The 21,060-nt window shown below is 41.7% G+C and carries 19 protein-coding genes and 1 pseudogene; 3 read left to right on the top strand and 17 right to left on the bottom strand.

What is annotated here, in order from left to right; genetic code table 11:
* Positions 1-11 precede the first annotated feature (11 nt).
* Genes STO1_RS03190 through STO1_RS03175 form a run of 4 tightly spaced genes read right to left on the bottom strand, consistent with a single transcriptional unit; the run spans position 12 to position 3,822 of the window.
* Positions 12-2,066 (bottom strand): cation:proton antiporter, encoded by a 2,055-nt coding sequence (locus STO1_RS03190; RefSeq protein WP_096421933.1) that lies wholly within the window; start codon positions 2,064-2,066, stop codon positions 12-14.
* Between the two features lie 11 nt (positions 2,067-2,077).
* A complete protein-coding gene (locus STO1_RS03185) occupies positions 2,078-2,332 on the bottom strand; it encodes a hypothetical protein (RefSeq protein ID WP_096421931.1) in 255 nt (84 codons plus the stop codon).
* The gene (locus STO1_RS03180) at positions 2,325-2,882 is read right to left on the bottom strand and encodes a tRNA 5-(aminomethyl)-2-thiouridylate-methyltransferase MnmM (RefSeq protein ID WP_096421929.1); all 558 of its coding nucleotides are present in this window, start codon (positions 2,880-2,882) and stop codon (positions 2,325-2,327) included. Before STO1_RS03180 ends, STO1_RS03185 begins: the two co-directional genes overlap by 8 nt.
* Positions 2,866-3,822: a tRNA modification radical SAM protein MnmL/YtqA gene (locus tag STO1_RS03175; RefSeq protein ID WP_096421927.1), complete on the bottom strand. Its 957-nt coding sequence runs from the start codon at positions 3,820-3,822 to the stop codon at positions 2,866-2,868. Before STO1_RS03175 ends, STO1_RS03180 begins: the two co-directional genes overlap by 17 nt.
* Before the next feature lie 91 nt (positions 3,823-3,913).
* On the opposite strand from STO1_RS03175, the gene STO1_RS03170 reads away from it, so the two are divergent.
* Positions 3,914-4,273: a DUF3397 family protein gene (locus STO1_RS03170; RefSeq protein ID WP_007520331.1), complete on the top strand. Its 360-nt coding sequence runs from the start codon at positions 3,914-3,916 to the stop codon at positions 4,271-4,273.
* Between the two features lie 94 nt (positions 4,274-4,367).
* Here STO1_RS03170 and STO1_RS03165 read toward each other — a convergent pair.
* From STO1_RS03165 to STO1_RS03105, 13 genes and pseudogenes are all read right to left on the bottom strand, one after another.
* Positions 4,368-4,649 (bottom strand): annotated as a pseudogene (locus STO1_RS03165) (IS3 family transposase); the annotation flags it as partial.
* Between the two features lie 113 nt (positions 4,650-4,762).
* Positions 4,763-6,490, bottom strand: coding sequence for a septation ring formation regulator EzrA (gene ezrA, locus STO1_RS03160; RefSeq protein WP_061588305.1), 1,728 nt, complete (start codon positions 6,488-6,490; stop codon positions 4,763-4,765).
* An 80-nt stretch (positions 6,491-6,570) separates the two neighbouring features.
* Complete coding sequence (gene gyrB / locus STO1_RS03155; RefSeq protein ID WP_096421925.1) at positions 6,571-8,517, bottom strand: DNA topoisomerase (ATP-hydrolyzing) subunit B; 1,947 nt, start codon at positions 8,515-8,517, stop codon at positions 6,571-6,573.
* 13 nt (positions 8,518-8,530) lie between these two features.
* Positions 8,531-9,094: an HAD-IA family hydrolase gene (locus STO1_RS03150; protein WP_172843639.1), complete on the bottom strand. Its 564-nt coding sequence runs from the start codon at positions 9,092-9,094 to the stop codon at positions 8,531-8,533.
* A gap of 83 nt (positions 9,095-9,177) precedes the next feature.
* Positions 9,178-9,732 (bottom strand): DJ-1 family glyoxalase III, encoded by a 555-nt coding sequence (locus STO1_RS03145; protein ID WP_096421921.1) that lies wholly within the window; start codon positions 9,730-9,732, stop codon positions 9,178-9,180.
* Positions 9,733-9,742: 10 nt separating this feature from the next.
* Positions 9,743-10,966 carry an FtsW/RodA/SpoVE family cell cycle protein gene (locus STO1_RS03140; protein WP_007517506.1) on the bottom strand — a complete coding sequence of 408 codons (1,224 nt, stop codon included), beginning with the start codon at positions 10,964-10,966 and terminating at the stop codon, positions 9,743-9,745.
* 5 nt (positions 10,967-10,971) lie between these two features.
* Positions 10,972-13,461 carry a bifunctional DnaQ family exonuclease/ATP-dependent helicase gene (locus STO1_RS03135; protein WP_419865681.1) on the bottom strand — a complete coding sequence of 830 codons (2,490 nt, stop codon included), beginning with the start codon at positions 13,459-13,461 and terminating at the stop codon, positions 10,972-10,974.
* A gap of 199 nt (positions 13,462-13,660) precedes the next feature.
* Positions 13,661-14,512, bottom strand: coding sequence for an NAD(P)H-hydrate dehydratase (locus STO1_RS03130; protein ID WP_000863015.1), 852 nt, complete (start codon positions 14,510-14,512; stop codon positions 13,661-13,663).
* Between the two features lie 57 nt (positions 14,513-14,569).
* Positions 14,570-15,343 (bottom strand): HAD hydrolase family protein, encoded by a 774-nt coding sequence (locus tag STO1_RS03125; protein WP_033605902.1) that lies wholly within the window; start codon positions 15,341-15,343, stop codon positions 14,570-14,572.
* Positions 15,344-15,347: 4 nt separating this feature from the next.
* Complete coding sequence (locus tag STO1_RS03120) at positions 15,348-16,205, bottom strand: bifunctional methylenetetrahydrofolate dehydrogenase/methenyltetrahydrofolate cyclohydrolase (RefSeq protein ID WP_000057235.1); 858 nt, start codon at positions 16,203-16,205, stop codon at positions 15,348-15,350.
* Between the two features lie 161 nt (positions 16,206-16,366).
* Positions 16,367-16,675, bottom strand: coding sequence for a TfoX/Sxy family protein (locus tag STO1_RS03115; RefSeq protein WP_096421915.1), 309 nt, complete (start codon positions 16,673-16,675; stop codon positions 16,367-16,369).
* A 33-nt stretch (positions 16,676-16,708) separates the two neighbouring features.
* The gene (locus STO1_RS03110; protein WP_000140926.1) at positions 16,709-17,443 is read right to left on the bottom strand and encodes an amino acid ABC transporter ATP-binding protein; all 735 of its coding nucleotides are present in this window, start codon (positions 17,441-17,443) and stop codon (positions 16,709-16,711) included.
* Positions 17,443-18,126: an amino acid ABC transporter permease gene (locus STO1_RS03105; RefSeq protein WP_001011622.1), complete on the bottom strand. Its 684-nt coding sequence runs from the start codon at positions 18,124-18,126 to the stop codon at positions 17,443-17,445. Before STO1_RS03105 ends, STO1_RS03110 begins: the two co-directional genes overlap by 1 nt.
* A gap of 190 nt (positions 18,127-18,316) precedes the next feature.
* Between STO1_RS03105 and STO1_RS03100 the strand changes: the two genes are divergently transcribed.
* Both STO1_RS03100 and STO1_RS03095 read left to right on the top strand, forming a co-directional pair.
* Positions 18,317-18,547: a DUF1797 family protein gene (locus STO1_RS03100; protein WP_000443577.1), complete on the top strand. Its 231-nt coding sequence runs from the start codon at positions 18,317-18,319 to the stop codon at positions 18,545-18,547.
* A gap of 239 nt (positions 18,548-18,786) precedes the next feature.
* Positions 18,787-21,048, top strand: coding sequence for an ATP-dependent Clp protease ATP-binding subunit (locus STO1_RS03095; RefSeq protein WP_096421913.1), 2,262 nt, complete (start codon positions 18,787-18,789; stop codon positions 21,046-21,048).
* The last annotated feature ends 12 nt before the right edge of the window (positions 21,049-21,060 follow it).

Genomic DNA, 21,060 nt, shown 5'->3' with positions numbered 1-21,060 from the left:
TTCTTCATCATCTAATTTCTTCTGATTAAATCTAGCATATCATAAGGCAAGGTATTTGCAGCCTCTTTCAGAGAATAATTTTCCAAATTATTCACATTTTGACGTAGTTTTTTGGCATACTTGGCTGTTATCAGTTTAGCTTCTTCGTATTCAAAGATTGCCTTACGTTCGAGATAGTAGCCTCGTAGCATTTCATCGATATTGTTTGGCTTGATGCGATTGATAACCCGCTCAACAAAGGCACCACTTCCGATAATGGCCGTCTCGCGTAGACGAGACTCTTGCATAAAACTAATCAGTGAACTCTTGTAAACCCCTTTGAGGTTTTCCAAACTCTCGATAATCAGCTCTGTATTTTCCAAATACAACTCTGAAATCTGATCATAGTCAACTGCTAATAGTTTACGAGATTCTTCATTCATCCAACTACGGAAAGTTTTGCCAAAGGTAAATATTTCATGAAGTAGAAAGCGCATTATCCGTAAGGAAACTAGGAAGTAATAAGTCACTCTAGAAGCGAAATTCCGATTGATACTCTGCTCCATGTTTTTTAGGTAACGTTGGTAAACTCGATAGCCACGCTCACTGATTCTATTTTCTTCGTAGGCTTGCTCCAAACCGTCACTCTCAATACTCAAGATAAGGAGTTTGAGAGATTCCCAGTCCTCTTGGACTCTCTTATTTTCCAGACTAAGGATGAGGTTTTCAATCCGACCATGATAATTATCAATAGCTGCATAAAGAGGAAGTTTGTTCTTGTGATGGTCTAGCTCTTTTTCTAATTCTGCAGCTACATCATTCAAAATCGCAATATGCATCAAATGATCCTTGCTTTCCTCTTGTTCCTCAGATAAATGAGGGAGGACTAGTAAACCCGTTAAAAAGCTCAGCAGTGTAACGCCTGCTACAAGGAAGAGTAACAAAGGATATTCCTGCTCCAAATGACTTGGTATGAGGAGAATGGTCGCGATAGATACTGTCCCTTTGACACCAGAGAAGGTCAAAAGCAGCATATCCTTCATATACTTATTTATCTTTTTCTTAAGTCGACGCGTCCTCACAAAGTAAAAAACAACAATCATGACAAAGCGGATGGCAAAAAGTAAGAATGTCAGTAAAACAACAGATACTAGTAAGAGTAGGGGGTTATAAAGGGGATTAGTCAGGATAGGTTCTGCTATCATTTCCAATTCCATCCCCAAGATGACAAAGACAGATCCATTGAGCATAAAGGTCACGGTATGCCAAACAGTATCAGTAACGGTATCAACTTGGGCTTCGAGGAGTGTGATTTTCTTGAAACGACTGGCCTTCAAAATCCCTGCAACTACAACTGCGATAATCCCTGAAACATGGATTTCTTCGGCGATAAAGAAGGTCATAAGAGGCAAACTCAGTTCAAGCAAAAGTTCACTCGCTATATCTGTCGCTCGCATACTCAGTAAAAATGTATGCAGGAAACGATTGATCATTGCCGTCACAAAGCCGACCGCAAAACCACCTATGATAGACAGGGCTAAAGAAGTCCCAGCCTGGCTAAGAGAAAAAGCACCTGTTGTCCAGGCAGCCAGAGCTACTCGAAAGGCTACCAAACCAGAAGCATCATTTAAAAGTCCTTCCCCTTTTAGGATATTGGAAACCCGTTTAGGGAAACTAAAACGCTCAGAAAGAGAAGCAAAGGCTACCAAATCAGTCGGACCAAGGGCTGCCCCAACAGCCAAGCAAGCCGCCAAGGGAAGGCTGAGCCAAAGAAGATGGGCCAAGCCACCCAAACTCAGGGTCGAGATGAAAATCACTGGAAAGATTAAGTAAACAATGATGCGCCAGTGTTTTAAAATAGCCGTAACATCTGCTTCTTCAGATTCTCTGAAAAGCAAGGGCCCGATAACCAGTGCTAAAAATAACTCGGTATTGAGATGAAAGTCGGTATTTGGCAAAAAGAGACCAATCACAATTCCCAAAAGGATTTGTACTAGGGGAAGAGGCAAAAAAGGCAAGAGTTTATTAGTCGTACTGGAAACAATTAAGACAAATAAAAATAGAATCAGGTAAATGAGTAATTCCACGCAATTCCTCCTTAGTCTTTTTTACAGCAAGATTCAAATATCTCCTTCTGTTCTTGGATTTTTTGATCAATCTTGGAACAGTCTTTGTGCTCAATTTTTTTCTGGCACCGTTCCATTTCAAGAGCCACTAACTTTTTCTTGATTTTGAGCATTTTCTTGCTCATATGTGCTTCGTCGAGCACGCCAACTGCTCGCTCATGTTGCGTTGACTCAACAAAATTTTGGCGCATAGCCTCTAATTTCTCACGTAGGTATTGTTTATCCATGCCTGTATCTTTCTAATTTTTCAATCATAACTACAAACGGGGGGTTGTTAACTTGGTTGAGGGTTCGATAAATCACAACTGTGTACTCTTGTTGGTTCAACTGACTCACAAAGTCCAAAACAGCATCCTTTTCAATATCTCCTCCCTCATGACCATAATAAATCATAATGGCAATCCGTCCACCCTTGACAAGCAAATGACAAAGCTTTTCAAGTGCCTCAATGGTAGTCTGAGGTCGGGTAATAACAGACTTATCAGCAGATGGCAGGTAACCCAGATTAAAAATTCCTGCCTTAGCTTCTGTCACAAACTGATCGAGCGTCTCATGCCCTTGCAAAATCAACTGGACATTCTCTAAACCTGCCTCATTTAAACGGTCTTGGGTTTTATCCAAAGCTTGTTTCTGTATATCAAAGGCATAGACTTGCTTTGCTAGTTTGGCTAAAAAAAGCGTGTCGTGACCATTACCCATGGTCGCATCCACAACAATATCTTCTTTTGTCACGACTTCAGCCAAAAATTCATGTGCCATCTCAAATGGTCTTTTCATTTTTAAACTCCTGTTTTACAGCCTTGCATCCTTGAACACTGCCCCGTCGTCTCATTTCAGTTTCAATAGCATTTAGCACTTCCCATTTATTGAGGCTCCACATGGGACCAATCAACATATCTCTAGGCGCATCTCCCGTGATTCGGTGGATGACGATATGCTTGGGAATGATTTCCAATTGGTCACAAATGACCTTGACATATTCGTCCTGACTCATCAGTTGCAAGCGTCCTTCGTGGTAATCTCGCTGCATACGCGTATTGGTCATGAGATGGAGCAAGTGCAGTTTAATTCCTTGAATATCATTATCTGTGACACAGCGGCGGACATTTTCGACCATCATCTCATGAGTCTCACCGGGCAAACCATTGATCAAATGGGAAACAATCTCAATCTTAGGATATTTCCTCAATCGTTTGACCGTTTCTACATACAATTCATAGGAATGGGCACGGTTAATCAAGTTAGAGGTTCTTTCATATGTAGTCTGTAAGCCCAATTCCACCGTCACATGCATGCGTTTTGCTAGCTCAGCTAGGTAAAGGATGGTTTCGTCTGGCAAACAATCTGGGCGTGTTCCGATATTGATTCCCACTACACCTGGTTCGTTGATTGCTTGTTCATAACGCTCCCGAATCACTTCCACCTTTTCATGGGTATTGGTAAAGTTTTGAAAATAAACCAGATACTTTTTAACATCCGGCCACTTGCGGTGCATAAAGTCGATTTCCTTATAAAATTGCTCACGGATAGGAGCATCTGGTGCTACAATGGCATCTCCAGAACCCGAAACTGTACAAAAGGTACAGCCCCCATGAGCCACAGTTCCATCCCGATTGGGACAGTCAAACCCCGCATCAATAGGAACTTTAAAAGTCTTTTCTCCAAAGAGTTTTCGATAATAATCATTCAAGGTATTATAAGATTTCATAACTTTCATTATAACAAAAAATACCCACAATCTCAAAAGCCTGACTTTGCCATAAAATCCTCTGTTTCTCGTTTCCTTTAGTGATTTTTTATGATACAATATGGGTATGATTTTAATGAAAATAGCGTCTATTTTATTATTGATTTTAACCTTGGTAGTTTGCTTTATTGTCACCAAGCTTTTCGGACTGAAAAAACTAAGAATTAATTTCGCGGATTTAGCTTTTCCACTTTTGGTATTCGAGTACTACCTTATCACTGCTAAAGCCTTTACCCACAACTTTCTACCGCGACTTGGCCTAGCACTTTCACTCCTAGCAATCCTCCTAGTTGTCTTTTTCCTCCTCAAAAAACGAAGTTTTTATTACCCTAAATTCATCAAATTCTTCTGGAGAGCTGGTTTTCTCCTAACCTTAATCATCTATATAGAAATGATTGTCGAATTGATGATGATAAAATGATCACTAACCCTGTATTTAATTACCGGGTTTTTCTTTTACTCCTTTACCTAAAAAGACCAGAGGTGTACTGACCCCAAAAAGTTAGACAAATAATTTATCCAAAGGATTTAGTTCTGTATTGCACAGGACTGAGTCCTTTTAGTTTTACCTTAATTCGTTTGTTGTTGTAATAATCAATATAGTCTACAATGGCTTGTTCCAATTGCTTAAGCGACTGAAACGACTCCTCATAACCATAAAACATCTCCGATTTCAAGATGCCAAAGAAGGACTCCATCATTCCATTACCTGGACTGTTTCCCATTCGTAACATGGATGCTTGAATGTCCTTATTCTCTAGGAACCGATGATAAGAATCGTGTTGGTATTGCCAGCCTTACTCACTTAGAGTGAATTTCCTCAATCCAGTCATTACAATGCTCAAAAAAACCGAAAGTTAGTATTTCCTATCTAACTTTCGGGATATAATTCAATATCTAAGCTTCTCGTTTAAAAGCGAATTGCTTCACGTGTTTTTTCATATGAAGTCACAAAACGATTTGTAACTCCTGGTTCTGCAACTTCCAAGGCTTGAGAGATCTTCTCAAATGATGCCCGATAGTCAAACTCTTTCTCAAAAATTTCAAGTGCTTCGTTGAAAGCCTCTTGGATGCGTTCATCAAATGAACGGTAGCGATTTGAGTATTGGAGAAGTTGCTCAGTCAAGGTTGCATATTGAACAATATCGTATGTTTCTGTCTCAAGTACTGCCATATCATTCGTTGCAATTTCAAGAATTCGCTTAACAGATTCAATATTAACCTGCGGTTGCTCTAGCTCCGCCATCAAATCTTCAGTGTTATGACTTGCAGTAAAGAAGAGTTTCAAGAAACTTTGAGGGATTCCTGGTAAGTTTCGCTTTTCCATGTAACGTTTGATGGTGTGCAAACGATTCACATAGACATTTGCTTTTTGGCGAGCATTGAGGTCGTCTTTTTCAATTTGCGCAAGTCGTTCGCTCACAGAAATTTGCTCATCTTCAATATCTTTGAGATTGCTTTGAAGCATTTCCAACTGTTCTTCAAGAACAGAATAGGCTTGAGCAGATTCTCTTTGATCCTCTGTTACTTCTAAAATAGCGGTATCAAGTGCAGCTAATTCTTCTTGAAGTCGGCGAACATGATTTCCATCACTTTCTGGAAGAAGATAAGTTTTATTCAGGCGTTCAAGATCCTGAACAAGCACCTGATTATTTTCTTTCAAGTGGTTGAGATAGGTTGGAAGTGTTGAGAGAAGATTCTCAACGACTTTTTGAGCTTCAATTTCACGAGTGAAAATATCATAAAGTGCGTTGATTTCTTCTTGAATGCGATTATTTTCATACTCTGCATTGTCCAACTCCAACTGACGAATGTTTTCTTGATTATTCTTCAAAGATTCATGCAAAAGTTGGAAACGTGACTCAATATCTGTTTCAGTAAAGTGGTAATTGGCATCCAAAAGCTTACGATAGCCTTCTTCCAAATCTGCTAATTGGTCTGGTAATTCCTTTGTCAAGGTTTCAACAAGAGCTGGAATCCGATCAACAATATGCGTTAGAGCAAGAATATGATTTTCAGTATCATCTAAGATTGCTGCAGCTTCAACTGGGTCACCTGATGAGTTAAGGGTAACGAATTGAGAGAATTCCGATTGGATGTTTTCCAATTGTTTCTCAATCTCAGGAAGAGCTTTTCCATATTTCTCTGAATCTTCTGCAACGGTATGTTGAAGGGTTTCAAACAAGTCCAAAGCATGTAGGACACGACCACTGTTCTTAGATTCTTGCTTTTCGAGTTCAGAAAGGGCATTGCGAATAGCTGCGATATCCTCTTCAATCAAACTAATCTGGCTTTCAATTTGATCAATCTTGTGAGCTGCTTTAAAGAAACGGAAAGAATTATTGTAGTTTTCAGCTTCAAAGAGGTGATTTTCGATGTCTGCAAATGAGTTCAGAGATAAATCAACCCATTTTTGATTCCATTCACGAAAGGTTACCTGACTTTGACCAATCAAGTGCATATTTTTAACGGCTTCAACCTCATCATTTACAGGAAGATTGTAGAGTTCTTCTTTTCTTTCTTCAAGCGCCGTTAATCTGCTTACATTACGCTTACGTAGAAAAATGGCTGTTACATAAGCTAAAATCAAAATGATCGCAATCGCAACCATTAGATAAATTAGTTGTCCATTAGACATATCAAACTCCTTTTATACTAGAAACAATCGTAATGATTATATCATATTTTTTAAACCAAGGGAACTATTTCCCACATTTTTTAGACGTCAAGTGTACTGTAAACAGCGTTTTCTTCGATAAATTCGCGACGAGGCTCTACCCGATCGCCCATCAACATATCAAAGATTCTATCTGCTTCAGCAGCATCATCTACTGAAACACGCGCCATCAAGCGATGTTCTGGATCCATGGTTGTTTCCCACAATTGGTGGTCATCCATTTCTCCTAATCCCTTATAACGTTGGATAGTTGGCTTTGAGCGCCCTTCACTATGACGTGCTAAGGCTTCTTGGAGTTTAATTTCTTGATCTGTACCCGGCTGGATGTATTCTTTAATCTCACTTCCGACTTTAACCCCATAAATCGGTGGTTGGGCAATATAAACATAACCAGCTTCTAGGATTGGCTTCATGTAGCGGTAAATCAGAGTCAGTAAGAGGGTTCGAATGTGGGCACCATCAACATCGGCATCGGTCATCAAAACGAGTTTTTGGTAACGAGCCTTAGTGACATCAAATTCTGCCCCAAAGCCTGTCCCCATGGCTGTGAAGAGACTCCGAATTTCTTCGTTAGCAAGAATTTTATCCATGCTGGCTTTTTCAACGTTCAAGATCTTACCACGAATTGGCAAGATAGCTTGGAATTCACGGTTACGACCAGATTTAGCTGATCCACCAGCTGAGTCTCCTTCGACGATGAAGAGTTCGGTTTCAGCAGGGTTGTTTGAAGAACAGTCTGCTAGTTTTCCAGGAAGATTGGAAATTTCCAAACCAGATTTTTTACGAGTGACTTCACGTGCACGCTTGGCAGCCACACGAGCTTTGGCAGCCAAAATTCCTTTTTCCACGATGCGTTTGGCAATCTGTGGATTTTCCATGAGAAAATCAGAGAAGGCATCGCTGAAAAGGCGATTGGTGATCTTAACCACTTCACTATTGCCCAGTTTGGTCTTGGTTTGTCCTTCAAACTGCGGGTTTGGATGCTTGACAGAGATCACAGCAGTCAAGCCTTCACGGACATCTTCCCCTGTTAGGTTGTCTTCATTGTCTTTTAGTAGCTTATTCTTGCGAGCATAATCATTGATAACACGCGTCAGCGCTGTACGGAAACCTTGCTCATGCGTACCACCTTCATGGGTGTGAATGTTATTGGCGAAACTCATGACGTTTTCGTGGTAACCGGTTGTGTACTGCATGGCTACTTCAACTGTGATATCATCCATCTCACCGTCTGTGTAGATTGGTGTATCAAAGATAACATCCTTGTTCTCGTTGATATATTCAACATAGCTAGCAATCCCGCCCTCATAGTGGTAATGTTTAGTCTGTTCGAGACCTTCACGCTTATCTGTGATGGAGATTCGAAGACCTCGGTTCAAAAAGGCTAGTTCTTGAATACGCTTATTTAATTTGTCAAAGTCAAAGGTCGTTGTTTCTGTAAAAATCTCTGGATCCGGCGTGAAGTGAACTGTTGTTCCGGTTCTATCCGTATCTCCAACCACTTCAAGATCAGCAACGACATTCCCACGGTGGTATTCTTGATAATAAATTTTTCCGTTTTTATGAACCCGAACATCTAGTTGAGTTGAAAGGGCATTTACTACTGATGAACCCACACCGTGCAATCCACCTGATACCTTGTACCCGCCACCGCCGAATTTTCCTCCAGCGTGAAGAACAGTAAAGACGGTCTCAACAGCAGGACGTCCTGTCTTTTCTTGAATGTCAACAGGAATACCACGTCCATCATCCACAACGGTGATGGAATTATCTGGCTCAATAAGGACTTGGATATGGCTGGCAAATCCTGCTAGGGCTTCATCAATTGAATTATCAACGATTTCCCAGACTAGATGGTGAAGGCCTTCTTTTGAAGTCGATCCAATATACATACCTGGACGCATACGAACGGCTTCCAACCCCTCCAAAACTTGAATTTGGCTGGCATCATAATCCTGTGCCTGTTGATTTTTGATTTTTTCTGTCATTTTTTCCCTTTTCTTACATGTCTATTGCTTGTCTCAGTGTCACAACGTTTTTAAAAAGATAGGCATCTAAGCCGGCAGCTTTCCCTGCTTCTACATCAATATTCCTGTCTCCAATGACCAAACCGGATGAGATATGATATTTATCACGTAAATAAATCATAGACTCAGGATCTGGTTTTCGTTTGAAACCGGAACTAGCAGTCACGACTTCTGTGAAATAGTCAGCTATCTGAGTCTTTGCAAGAAGTTCTAGAACTTGGTCATTTCGATGAGAAACTAAGAAATGACGGCCACCCTTGTCAGAAATGTCTTTGAGTAGTTCTGGAATCCCTTCAAACAAAACTGGATACTCTAGCTCACGCGCTTCATTATCTTTGTAGTTTTCTAAAAAATTCTCGATGTCTGGGGCAAACTTCTCAATGGCAAAAGCTGTCGAAACCTTTAAGGCTTCGTAAACACGGTCGTGTTCTTGCTCTATTCCGTATTGGGCTAAGGTCTCTACAAAGGCCGCTGTAGAAGTCTCATAATTATCCAATAGGGTACCACCTAAATCCCATATATAGTCACGATATTTCATACCGTTCATTATACCATTTTTTTACGAAAAAAGCGATGATTTCCTAGATTTTTCCAAGCAAAAACGAGAGCCGAACTCTCGTCTTACTGTTGATTTCCAAAGACATCTCGATAGAGCATGCCGTCTCGTAAACTTCCAGCATCTCCTCCCAATTGCTCTACCAACTCATAGGCAAAGGCAAGTGCGGTTGACGGTCCTCGGCTAGTTGTTAGATTGCCATCCACAACCACTGTTTGCTTTTGATAAATTCCATCACTGATGTTCTCCTGAACACCGTCATAACAGGTGAAGTGCTTGTCTTTCAGGGCACCTGCTTGATGAAGAGCGATTGGGGCTGCACAGATGGCAGCAATTTTCTTTCCTGCTCGATTAAAGGCTTGAATCTCAGAAATGAGGGCTGGATTATCCCGTAGGTGAGCTGAGCCTGGCATGCCACCTGGAAGAACGACCAAGTCATAGTCGGACAAATCACCATCAAAGATACGGTCGGCTTTTACCTGAATGCCATGTGATCCTGCCACCTGCTCTTCAAATCCTACCATATCACAAGAAATGTTTGCTCGACGTAAGACATCGACTACTGTCAAGGCTTCGATTTCTTCAAAACCCTGGGCTAAAATAACTGCTACTTTTGCCATAGTGGCCTCCTTATTTGATTTGTTTTAGGACGACTTTCTTTCGTTTGAATGGAACTTTTCCACTTTTCTCCTCCGCTAGGTTTGTCTGGTAACTCATAGACAAGAGGAGACCGACACCGATGAGGTTGCTAATAATTGCAGAGCCCCCTTGAGAGATGAAAGGTAGAGGAATCCCTGTCAAAGGAAGTAAGCCTGTCACGGCACCGATATTTTCAAAGATATGGAAAAGCAACATCATGATAAAACCAGTCGAAATGTAGGTGTAGAACTGGTTATTTGACCTGAGAGTAATCTTCAACATCCGATAGATGAGAAGTAAGTACAAGGCAACGACAAAGACCGAACCAATGAAGCCAAAATCCTCAGCAATCACCGTGAAAATCATATCACTCTCACGTACTGGAATGAGGAGATTGGACACATTGAAACCTTGCCCAAACAAGCCACCACTTCCAATCGCAATTTGTCCCTGCGCCTGTTGATAAGTCGTTGTTTGCGCGAAGTCAAAGGGATTGAGCCAAGCCAAGATGCGGTTGATCTGGTAGGTTGGCATTCCAATCTGATGCAAGAAGGCACGTCCATCCTTGCTTATAAAGATGGCCATGAAGCCTGCAACTGCAGTCACTCCTGTCGCAAAGACCGGAATGATAATCTTCCACGAAACACCTGAAAGGAGAACCATACCTGCAAAAATAGCTACAAAGACCAAGGCAGTCCCCAAGTCACTTTGTAGGGCTAAGAGGATCAAGACTGGGATGGTAAAGGCGATCATCCAACCAATCAATAGGAAATCCAAGGGAATAGTCCGTCGCCATTCCTTGTGTTTTTGCGTGAATTGTACGATGACTCGAGCCAACATCAAGATATAGGAAATCTTCATGAACTCCGATGGCTGAAAGAGTGTCGTTCCACCAATCGATACCCAGTTCTTGGCACCTGTAGAAGCTACCAAACTCGGATTGTAGAAAACAAGAGGTAGGACCATCAAAGCTAGCCCTAGACCATAAAGATAGGGAGTCACCTTCCATAAAAACTCGGTATTGAAGAACATGACCACAAAACCAATGACAAGGCCCAAGGAAATCCAAGCGATTTGCTGGCCTAGTATTGGAAGTACATTATTTGGATAGTCATGACTAACTGCTATATAAATGGCCACTACTCCAATCACCAGTAAACAAAACACTGGTAGGAGAAGGCTATAATCGACTCGAGAGTCGAAGGAACGTTTCATATTTTTTACCTCTTCTCTTTCTTGGATTTTTCTTTCATTCTATTGCGACGGGATTGGAGAAAATCAGCTACAGCAGACTCTAGCTGGTCTCTAGAAAGAACCTGAACAGTCCTTTCTTTTGACAAGGTCTGAGCGATTTGTTTGCCGTAACGCTTGCTGACAACACGACTGTCTAAGATTACAGCAACCGAACCTTGGTTGGGCCGTCTAACAGTACGACCCAGGGCTTGTTTTAGCCGAATGATAGTCATCGGCAACTGATAATCATAGAAAGGATTTTTTCCTTCTTGACGCAGTTCTTGGTTTAATTTTTTGGTTAAGGGTTCTTGGGGGTTTTGGAAAGGCAATCTCGGAATCACTTGAATCACGCAAGGATGGGTTGAAAAATCAACCCCTTCCCAGAAACTACCTGTTCCAAGCAAGATCTGACGTTCGCCTTTTTCAAAACGTTTTTTCAGTTGGCTAGGTTCCCCATTTTTATACTGAGCTAGATGCGGTTGGTCGAGCAGGTCTGAAACTGCCAGCAACATCTCTTTTGAGGTAAACAAGACCAGTATGGGTTTTTGAAAGGCTTGTAACCTTCGGATAACAGAAGCCACTTCACTAGCATAGTCAACAGGCGAAACTTCTGTCACAAGAGGAAAATCATTGACTAGAAAGACTTCTTGTTGCTCCTGTTTTGCTACATCAAGCCTAACAAGTGGAGCATCCGGAAATCCCAATAAATCTGCTAAGGAAACCCGATTGCTGATTTCAAGAGTAGCCGATACTCCTAGGAGCCTGCAATCTTCTGGCAATAAGTCTGCTAGTATAAAGCGGCCTTTTTTACTTGAACAAATCAAGACATCCTTGCTCGATTTCTCTGCTGTAGCAAGCCAAAATTCACGGTCCGAGGTGAAAAAGTTTGCAAGTTCTCGATACTCTGGGAGAGCTAACTCCGAAAAATGCTGGCGCAAGTGTTCGAGAGAATCCAACCACTTTCCATTCTTCAGACCTGACTGATAGTGCTCCATCAAGTAACGACATTCAAAGCCGATACTCTCAAGCAAACGTTTCTGAACCAAATCTTCCTCTGACTCCAAGGACTTTTCAATTTGGGTTACAAGTTCCTCAAGGCGATAAGCCTGCTGGGCTAGATTTTCGAGAGCTAACAGCATTTTTTGAGCTTCATCCAAAATCACCAAACGATTGTCGACAAACTCTGGATTGTCTTCCAAACGAGTGACCAGATAGGCATGATTGGTCAGAAGAACACGACTGGTCTTGGCCTTTTCCTGCCCTCGTTTCCAAAAATCCTCTGTAGCAAATAAACTTTTCTTTGAAAGCTTGCCATCGTGGACTAGTTCTGGTAGAAAATGCTGATAGCGATAAAGTTGACCGATTTCGTCCAAGTCACCTATCTCTGTCTCTGTTAGCCAGATAAGCAGTTGCATTTTAAATCGAGTAAATAGACGATTGGACTCCGGCCGATGGAGGACTTGGTGAAAAGCATCCAATTTCAAGTAATTTTGAGGCCCCTTGAGACTATGAATCTCCATATGGAAAACCTCTTTTAATCGCTGACCTTCTTCTTGCATGATTTGATTTTGAAGAATTTTGGTCGGAACACTCACTAGGATACCTGCTTGACTCTCCAAGTTCAAAACTGGGAGGAGATAACCATAAGTCTTGCCCAGTCCCGTTTGAGCTTGGATAAAGGAAGTCTGGTGTTCTTCCAATAATTGCTCAATCTTCTCCGCAAATTCCAACTGTTGCGGTCGCTCCTCCAGCCCCAATAAAGAAATATTTTTATCAAAATCTTTGGATAACTTTCGTGGGACTAAGGCTTTGCTTTCCTTTTTGAGGAAAAGCCCATGAAGTTCCATCAAGTCTGGCGAAGACAAGAGAGATTGTTGCTGATAGACCTCCTCAATCACCAGATAACTTTCATAGAGAAGGTTGTCTGCAAGGTTTAATAAGCTTTCTAAAAGCCCTTTAGGTAGCTCAAAAAGTTTTTGACGCATGTAAAGCAAGAGTTCAGCTGTTGCTTGAGCATCTGACAGGGCAGTATGGGCATGTTCCAGCTCAATGCCCAACTCTTGACAAAGAATACCTAGATTGTACTTTTCAAATTGAGGATATAGAACTTGGGCTAACTCAACAGTATCCACCCGCGGGGTGCGCAATTCATATCCTTCAAAAAAGAGAAATTCCGCAAGAAGGTTGGCATCAAACTGTACATTGTGCGCAACAAAAATACCGTCCTTAACCAATTCAAAAATTTTTCCGGCCACCTGAGAAAACTCTGGTGCCGCAGCCAAACGCTGATCGGTTAGACCCGTTAATTCTTTGATATGAGAATCCAAGGGTTCATGGGGATTGACATCGGTCGCATACTGATCGATGATTTCACCATTCTCAATCACCACAATGCCTACTTGAATAATTTTTGCCTTGCTTCCAGTGCTGGTCGCCTCTAAATCAACGACCACATACCGATCATTTCTCGCATTCATCATTAAAAATTATATCAAAAAAAGCATGATTTGACACCCCTCAACTTTGATAACAATCTCACTTTCCTTGTGAGTTTGAGTAAAAACCCAGACCTTAAAAGTGAGAATTTCACGCAAGTTCAGCAGTTGATTCCTGGTTCTGAGGTATTTGAAAACCTTATCAACAAAGCTACATCAACATAAAAAGACAACTAAGGTATTAGCTGCCTTTTTGAGATATTTTTTTCATTGTTTTCGGAAGAGCCTTGCTAATTTCTGTTGGCAAGACAAGGTAGTTTTCTTGAGCAAGTTCTTGCGCGATAGCTGAATGAAGGTGGGTTGCTACCACTACCCTCTCATAGAGGCTGACTTGGTCAAACTGACCTGCAAAACCTGCAATGATTCCAGCAAGTGTATCTCCCATTCCACCAGTTGCTTGATAGGGGCCTCCAACCTGTAACTGATAATATTCAGGCTGACCGACTTGCCAGATACGAGTTGCCGGACCTTTCTCAACTAAAATCGTTCCTTGAGGAAAATCAGAAAGAGCCCTAGTAGTCGTCTCTGTATTTTGATGGTCAAGAACTATACCAGACAGTCTTTCCCATTCCTTTTGGTGGGGAGTTAGGATGAGCTGACTGGAAGGAAATGGTAACTGGCCTTTTGCTAAGATGCCCAAAGCACCGCCATCTGCAATCAAAACCTGGTCTTTTCTAAGGCTGTCACAGACCCGTTTTATGATTTCTTCTCCGAATGCATCCTCTCGCAAACCCGGACCTAACAAGACAACTTCTGCCTTTTCCAACTGTTCTTTTAACAATTGCTGGTCTTGAAGAGAAAATGCCATGGCCTCAGGTAAATGACTGTGCAGAGCCGAAATATTCTCCTTATCCGTGCCAACAGTCACCAACCCTGCCCCACTTTTGACTGCTGCCAAGGCAGCCATGATGATGGCTCCACCATAAGGATAGGTCCCACCAAGCAAGAGCAGACGGCCATAGTCTCCTTTATGACTGGTACGAGAACGTTCAATAATGATTTTTTCTAATAAATCTTGATCAATCACTTTCATCGTTTTTTCCCTCTCACTCCATTATACTACAAAAGGAGGTTCAGACCTCCTTCTACACTATTTTCCCTTAAATTCCGCAAAGATCTGTAAGATTTTAGCTGCCACTGCTGGAGAAGGTTCTCCTTTTAGCTCTAACGTGTCATCTGCATATGGAGTAAGGCCAGCAAAGTCTCCTATCTGGACTGAATAAAGAGACGTTTTAAACAATTCAATATCGTTTTGGTCATTTCCAAAAGCGATGAAGTTCTCCCCGCATAACTTTTCAACAGTTGTCGCCTTATGAGTATCCAAGGGGTTGACATAAAGGCACTTTTCATGCGCATGATAGGAGAGATGAGCCTGTCCTAGTCTTTCTAACTGACCAAGCAAATCATCAAGCAACTCCTCATGGTCGCCCATATAGATGACTACCTTAATCGGAGTACCTAAGTCCTCGAGTTTCTGATGACGAGCTACCTTTAGAGGATCCACACTGGAAATAAATGGAATCTTCTCTACAATCTGACCACTATAGTCAAAGCAATCATCTACAAAGAAAGGGAGATTATAGGTCTGGCAGTAATCCACTAGCGCCTGATAAACTCTAGCATCGAGATTCCTTTCGAAGATAGCCTTACCTAGATGATAGGCTACGCCACCATTCAACCCTATGACCAAGCGCTGACTGAGTTCAGGGCCTAATAAACCCAAGCAATCCCGATAAGAGCGAGCTGAGGCAAACACAAGCTCATGTCCATAATCTTCAGCCTTTAAAAGAACCTGCTTAATCTCCTCATCTATGGTCATATAGTCGAAAGACAGCGTCCCATCCAGATCAAATACGAATTTCATCTTACTAGTCCTTGTTTAGTGTTCGAAGCGCTGCCTGATAGGTTTGCGCCATCAGCATGGTAATGGTCATAGGACCAACTCCACCCGGTACAGGTGTGATGTGACTAGCAAGTGGTGCAACGGCATCATAATCAACATCTCCACAAAGCTTGCCGTTTTCATCTCGGTTCATCCCAACGTCAATGACAACCGCTCCTGGTTTGACAAAGTCAGCAGTCACAAACTTAGCGCGACCGATAGCTACGACAAGAATATCTGCCTTAGCAGCCACCTTGGCAAGATGATGGGTGCGTGAGTGGGTCAAGGTTACTGTTGCATTCTTAGCCAAAAGTAGCTGGGCCATCGGTTTACCAACAATATTTGAGCGACCGATAACAACCGCATTTTTACCTTCCAACTCAATCCCATATTCATGAAACATCTCCATAATTCCTGCAGGTGTCGAAGGAATCATAACTGGATGACCAGACCAGAGGCGACCCATGTTTAGCGGGTGGAAACCATCCACATCTTTTTCGGGATCAATGGCTAATAAAACTGCCTCTTCATCAATATGTTTTGGTAAAGGTAACTGGACCAAAATCCCATGCCAAGCTGAATCTTGATTGTATTTGGCAATCAAGTCTAACAATTCCGCCTGGGTAATGGTCTCTGGAACTCGCACTACTTCACTACGGAAGCCAGCAGCGAGAGCTGAGCGTTCCTTGTTGCGAACGTAGACTTGGCTGGCTGGATTATCTCCCACCAAAATCACCACCAAGCCTGGAACTAAACCTGTTTCTTCTTTTAGTTTAGCCGTCTTTTCAGTCAACTGCCCCTGTAACTTAGCCGCAAGAGCCTTCCCATCAATAATCTGTGCCATATCTCTTCTCTTTTCTATCAGATATCCTCTATTATAACAAAAAATACCTTGTCATTCTAACACTTCTTGACTAATGGACCTTATAGTCAAAAACTATAAGAAAAAGCCCTTATCGAGCTTTTATGCCTATTTATATTAGGAGAATCTGTCATGCTTTCTTTTTAAACTTTAGGAGCCGGTAAGACTTCATACATATCCTTGATTAGTTTCGCTAGAAATGACTTATCTTCAAGATCTTCTAGCAAAATCATCTCCTTAGCTCCTTCATAAGGACGTTCAAGCCTAGTCTGTTCCAATTGATCCATGACCACCTTCACAGGCTTCAGTAACAGACGATTATCATAGATTCCCCCAATAATCTTCCCACGATAATAAAGGATATACTCTCCCATCATTGGACGATAACTCATCTCCTCTAGCTCTGATAGCTGTTCGAGAATAAAATCTAAATATTCTTTACTGGAAGCCATGATGCCTACTCCGCTTCTTCTAAAAATGAGGTATTACAAAACCTTACTCAAAAATTCCTTGGTCCGTTGTTCTTTTGTTTGATTGAAAATCTCTTCTGGAGTTCCATCTTCGACAACAACTCCATCCGCCATAAAGATAACACGGTCTGCTACCTCACGCGCAAAGCCCATTTCATGCGTCACAATCACCATAGTCATCCCTGACTTGGCAAGGTCTTGCATAACAGCTAGAACTTCTCCAACCATCTCAGGGTCAAGGGCTGAAGTCGGCTCATCAAAAAGCAAAACATCTGGTTCCATAGCAAGTCCACGTGCAATAGCAATCCGTTGTTGCTGACCACCAGACAAACTCTGAGGATAGGCCGTCGCCTTATCTGGCAAACCAACTTTTTCTAACAGTTCCTGTGCTCTTTTCTCCGCAACTTCCTTGCTTTCACCTTTAGTTTTGATTGGGGACAAAGTGATATTTTCCATGACCGTCATATTAGGAAAGAGGTTGAATTGTTGGAATACCATACCCATCTTTTCACGCATAGCAAAAAGGTCATTTTTCTTATCAGTGATATCAACTCCTTCAAAGATAACCTTACCTTTACTTGCTTCTTCAAGGAGATTCATCGAACGAAGGAGGGTTGATTTCCCGCTCCCTGACGGTCCGATAATGACCACAACTTCTCCACGTTTAATCTCAAGATTGATGCCTTTTAAAACTTCATTTTTCCCAAAAGACTTATGTAGTTCTTCAATTTTAATCAAGGTTTCTGTCATTATTTCTTGTCTCCTTGTCCAATATGTTTTTCAAATGCTTTCAACGCCACTGTCAAAACAGAGGTCATAATCAAATAGTAAAAGGCTGCAAATAAAAGGGGAGTCAACGGTAAATAAGTTGTTGTTGCTACAGTCGTTGCACCATTCCACAACTCCATCACCCCAATTGCCGACAAGAGGGAACTATCCTTGATAATGGTGATAAATTCATTTCCCAGCGCTGGAAGAATATTCTTGATAGCTTGTGGCAAAATGACATAACGCATGGCATTTTTCGGACGAATACCTAGAGAATATGCGGCCTCTAACTGCCCTTTAGGAACCGCATTGATCCCAGCACGAACAGTTTCTGAAACGTAAGCTCCACTGTTCATAGAAATAATCAGAATACCAGGAATCAAACGAGAAAGATCAACTCCTAAAATTCCCACTTGAATAGTCGGAGCATTGATATGCATAAGAGCAAAGGCAATCATTATTTGAACCATCATCGGAGTTCCACGGAAGATCCAAACATACACATTTGCAAACCAAACGAGCGGTTTAAAGCGTGAACGTTGAGCAAAGGCCAGTAAGACACCTATAATGGTCCCTAAGCAGACAACAAGGATAGAAATCAATACGGTAATCAGAGCACCATAGTTAAAATATGGTAAATACTTTGGTAAAAAAGAAAAATTCATATTCAATCAACTTTCTATGTATTAGATTGTATGATTATAACACGAATTGAATTAAAATGCAATATTTTTCTCTAATTTTAACAATTAACTTGATAGAATAGAGAAATAGAGAGAAATCACAGTTTTTTTCTAGTCAACTACCTCTTGTTTATGGTAAAATAGAAACGATAAGAAATGGAGGAGAATCAAAATGGAATCACATTTGGTTAGAATCATTAACCGCCTAGAAGCAATGACAAAAGATGGTGGAAATCTAAAACGTAATTTTGAACGTGAAGGTGTTGTTGTCGCAGAAGTTGCATACAGCCACGACGAAGAAAACGGATCACTCTTCACTCTTCGCGATGTAGAAGCTCGTGAAACCTATACCTTTGATAGCATTGATTTGATTGCAATGGAGATCTACGAACTCCTTTACTAATATACAAACAGCAGAGAGACCCCTGCTTGATGAATGAGAATCCTTTTTGTCACCACAAATGGGATTTTTTTCTTACCTTCAAGTCGCTTAATCCTCCATAAATCCTTCTTTTAAAAATGACCACTTCCCAATCTTTTTACTTGCTTTACACCTTAATCATGCTATAATGAGAGTATAAAACTTTGACTATTCTTGACCTTTTTCTTAGGTCAAGAATACGAATGAAATGAGGTAGATGTATGCTCTGTCAAAACTGTAAAATTAACGACTCAACAATTCATCTGTATACCAATATCAATGGACAGCAAAAACAAATTGATCTCTGTCAAAATTGCTATAAAATTATCAAAACAGATCCAAATAATACCCTCTTTAAAGGAATGACTGACTTAAACAATCGTGACTTTGATCCTTTTGGAGACTTTTTCAATGATTTGAACAATTTCAGGGCTTCTTCAAATAACGTCCCTCCAACTCAATCCGGTGGGGGATACGGAGGTAATGGGGGATACGGACCTCAAAACCGCGGACCTGTTCAAACACCTCCTCCTAGCCAAGAAAGAGGGCTCCTAGAGGAATATGGTATCAACGTGACTGAAATAGCTCGTCGGGGAGATATTGACCCTGTTATAGGTCGAGATGAGGAGATTATCCGCGTTATCGAAATCCTCAACCGTCGAACCAAGAACAATCCTGTCCTTATCGGAGAACCAGGTGTTGGTAAAACTGCCGTTGTCGAAGGTTTAGCTCAGAAGATTGTCGATGGTGATGTTCCCCACAAACTCCAAGGCAAGCAGGTCATCCGTCTGGATGTAGTCAGTCTAGTCCAAGGGACAGGGATCCGAGGCCAATTTGAGGAACGTATGCAAAAACTCATGGAAGAAATTCGCAAACGCGAGGACATCATCCTCTTTATCGATGAAATCCATGAAATTGTTGGCGCTGGATCTGCTGGCGATGGCAATATGGATGCAGGAAATATCCTCAAACCAGCCCTTGCCCGTGGTGAATTGCAACTGGTCGGCGCCACTACTCTCAATGAATACCGTATCATTGAAAAAGATGCTGCCCTCGAACGCCGTATGCAGCCTGTCAAGGTAGATGAACCAACTGTCGAAGAAACCATTACCATCCTCAAAGGGGTTCAAAAGAAATACGAAGACTACCATCACGTCAAGTATACTGATGCTGCTATCGAAGCTGCTGCAAATCTTTCCAACCGCTACATCCAAGATCGCTTCCTGCCAGACAAGGCTATTGACCTGTTGGATGAAGCTGGTTCTAAGATGAATCTGACACTGAACTTTGTTGACCCTAAAGTGATTGATCAGCGTTTAATTGAAGCTGAGAATCTCAAGGCTCAAGCTACACGAGAGGAAGATTTTGAAAAGGCTGCTTATTTCCGCGATCAGATTGCCAAGTACAAGGAAATGCAAAAGAACAAGGTGATCGATCAGGATACTCCAATCATCAGCGAGAAAACTATTGAACATATCATTGAGCAGAAAACCAATATCCCTGTTGGAGAACTCAAAGAAAAAGAACAGTCTCAGCTTATCCATCTAGCAGACGACCTCAAAGCTCATGTCATTGGTCAAGATGAAGCTGTCGATAAGATTGCTAAGGCCATCCGTCGTAATCGTGTTGGACTTGGAACTCCTAACCGCCCAATCGGAAGCTTCCTCTTTGTCGGACCAACTGGTGTCGGTAAGACAGAACTTTCCAAACAACTAGCCATTGAGCTCTTTGGTTCTGCTGACAGCATGATTCGCTTTGATATGAGTGAATACATGGAAAAACACAGTGTGGCTAAATTGGTCGGAGCCCCTCCAGGCTATGTAGGCTATGACGAAGCTGGTCAACTGACTGAAAAAGTTCGTCGCAATCCTTACTCTCTCATCCTTCTCGATGAAGTTGAAAAAGCCCACCCAGATGTGATGCACATGTTCCTTCAAGTATTGGACGATGGTCGTTTGACTGATGGGCAAGGACGAACAGTTAGCTTTAAAGATGCTATCATTATCATGACTTCAAATGCGGGTACCGGTAAGGCCGAAGCCAGCGTTGGTTTTGGAGCTGCTCGTGAAGGTCGAACCAACTCTGTCCTCGGTGAGCTCGGTAACTTCTTTAGCCCAGAGTTTATGAACCGTTTTGACGGCATCATCGAATTTAAACCTCTCAGCAAGGACAACCTTCTCCAAATCGTCGAACTCATGCTAGCGGATGTCAACAAACGCCTCTCTAGCAACAACATCCATCTCGATGTGACAGACAAGGTCAAGGAAAAGTTGGTTGACTTAGGTTATGATCCAAAAATGGGAGCACGCCCACTCCGCCGTACCATTCAAGACCATATCGAGGATGCCATAACAGACTTCTACCTTGAAAATCCAAGTGAAAAAGACCTCAAGGCAGTTATGACAAGCAATGGCAATATTCAAATCAAATCTGCCAAAAAAACTGAGAAAACAGAAGAGATTGCTTCTGAAATAGAAGAATAAATCTCATAAAAA

The sequence above is a fragment of the Streptococcus oralis subsp. tigurinus genome, from assembly GCF_002356415.1.
GTDB lineage: Bacteria > Bacillota > Bacilli > Lactobacillales > Streptococcaceae > Streptococcus > Streptococcus oralis_F.
Note: the sequence above shows the minus strand (reverse complement) of the source record. Positions and strands in the feature narration are given on the sequence as shown.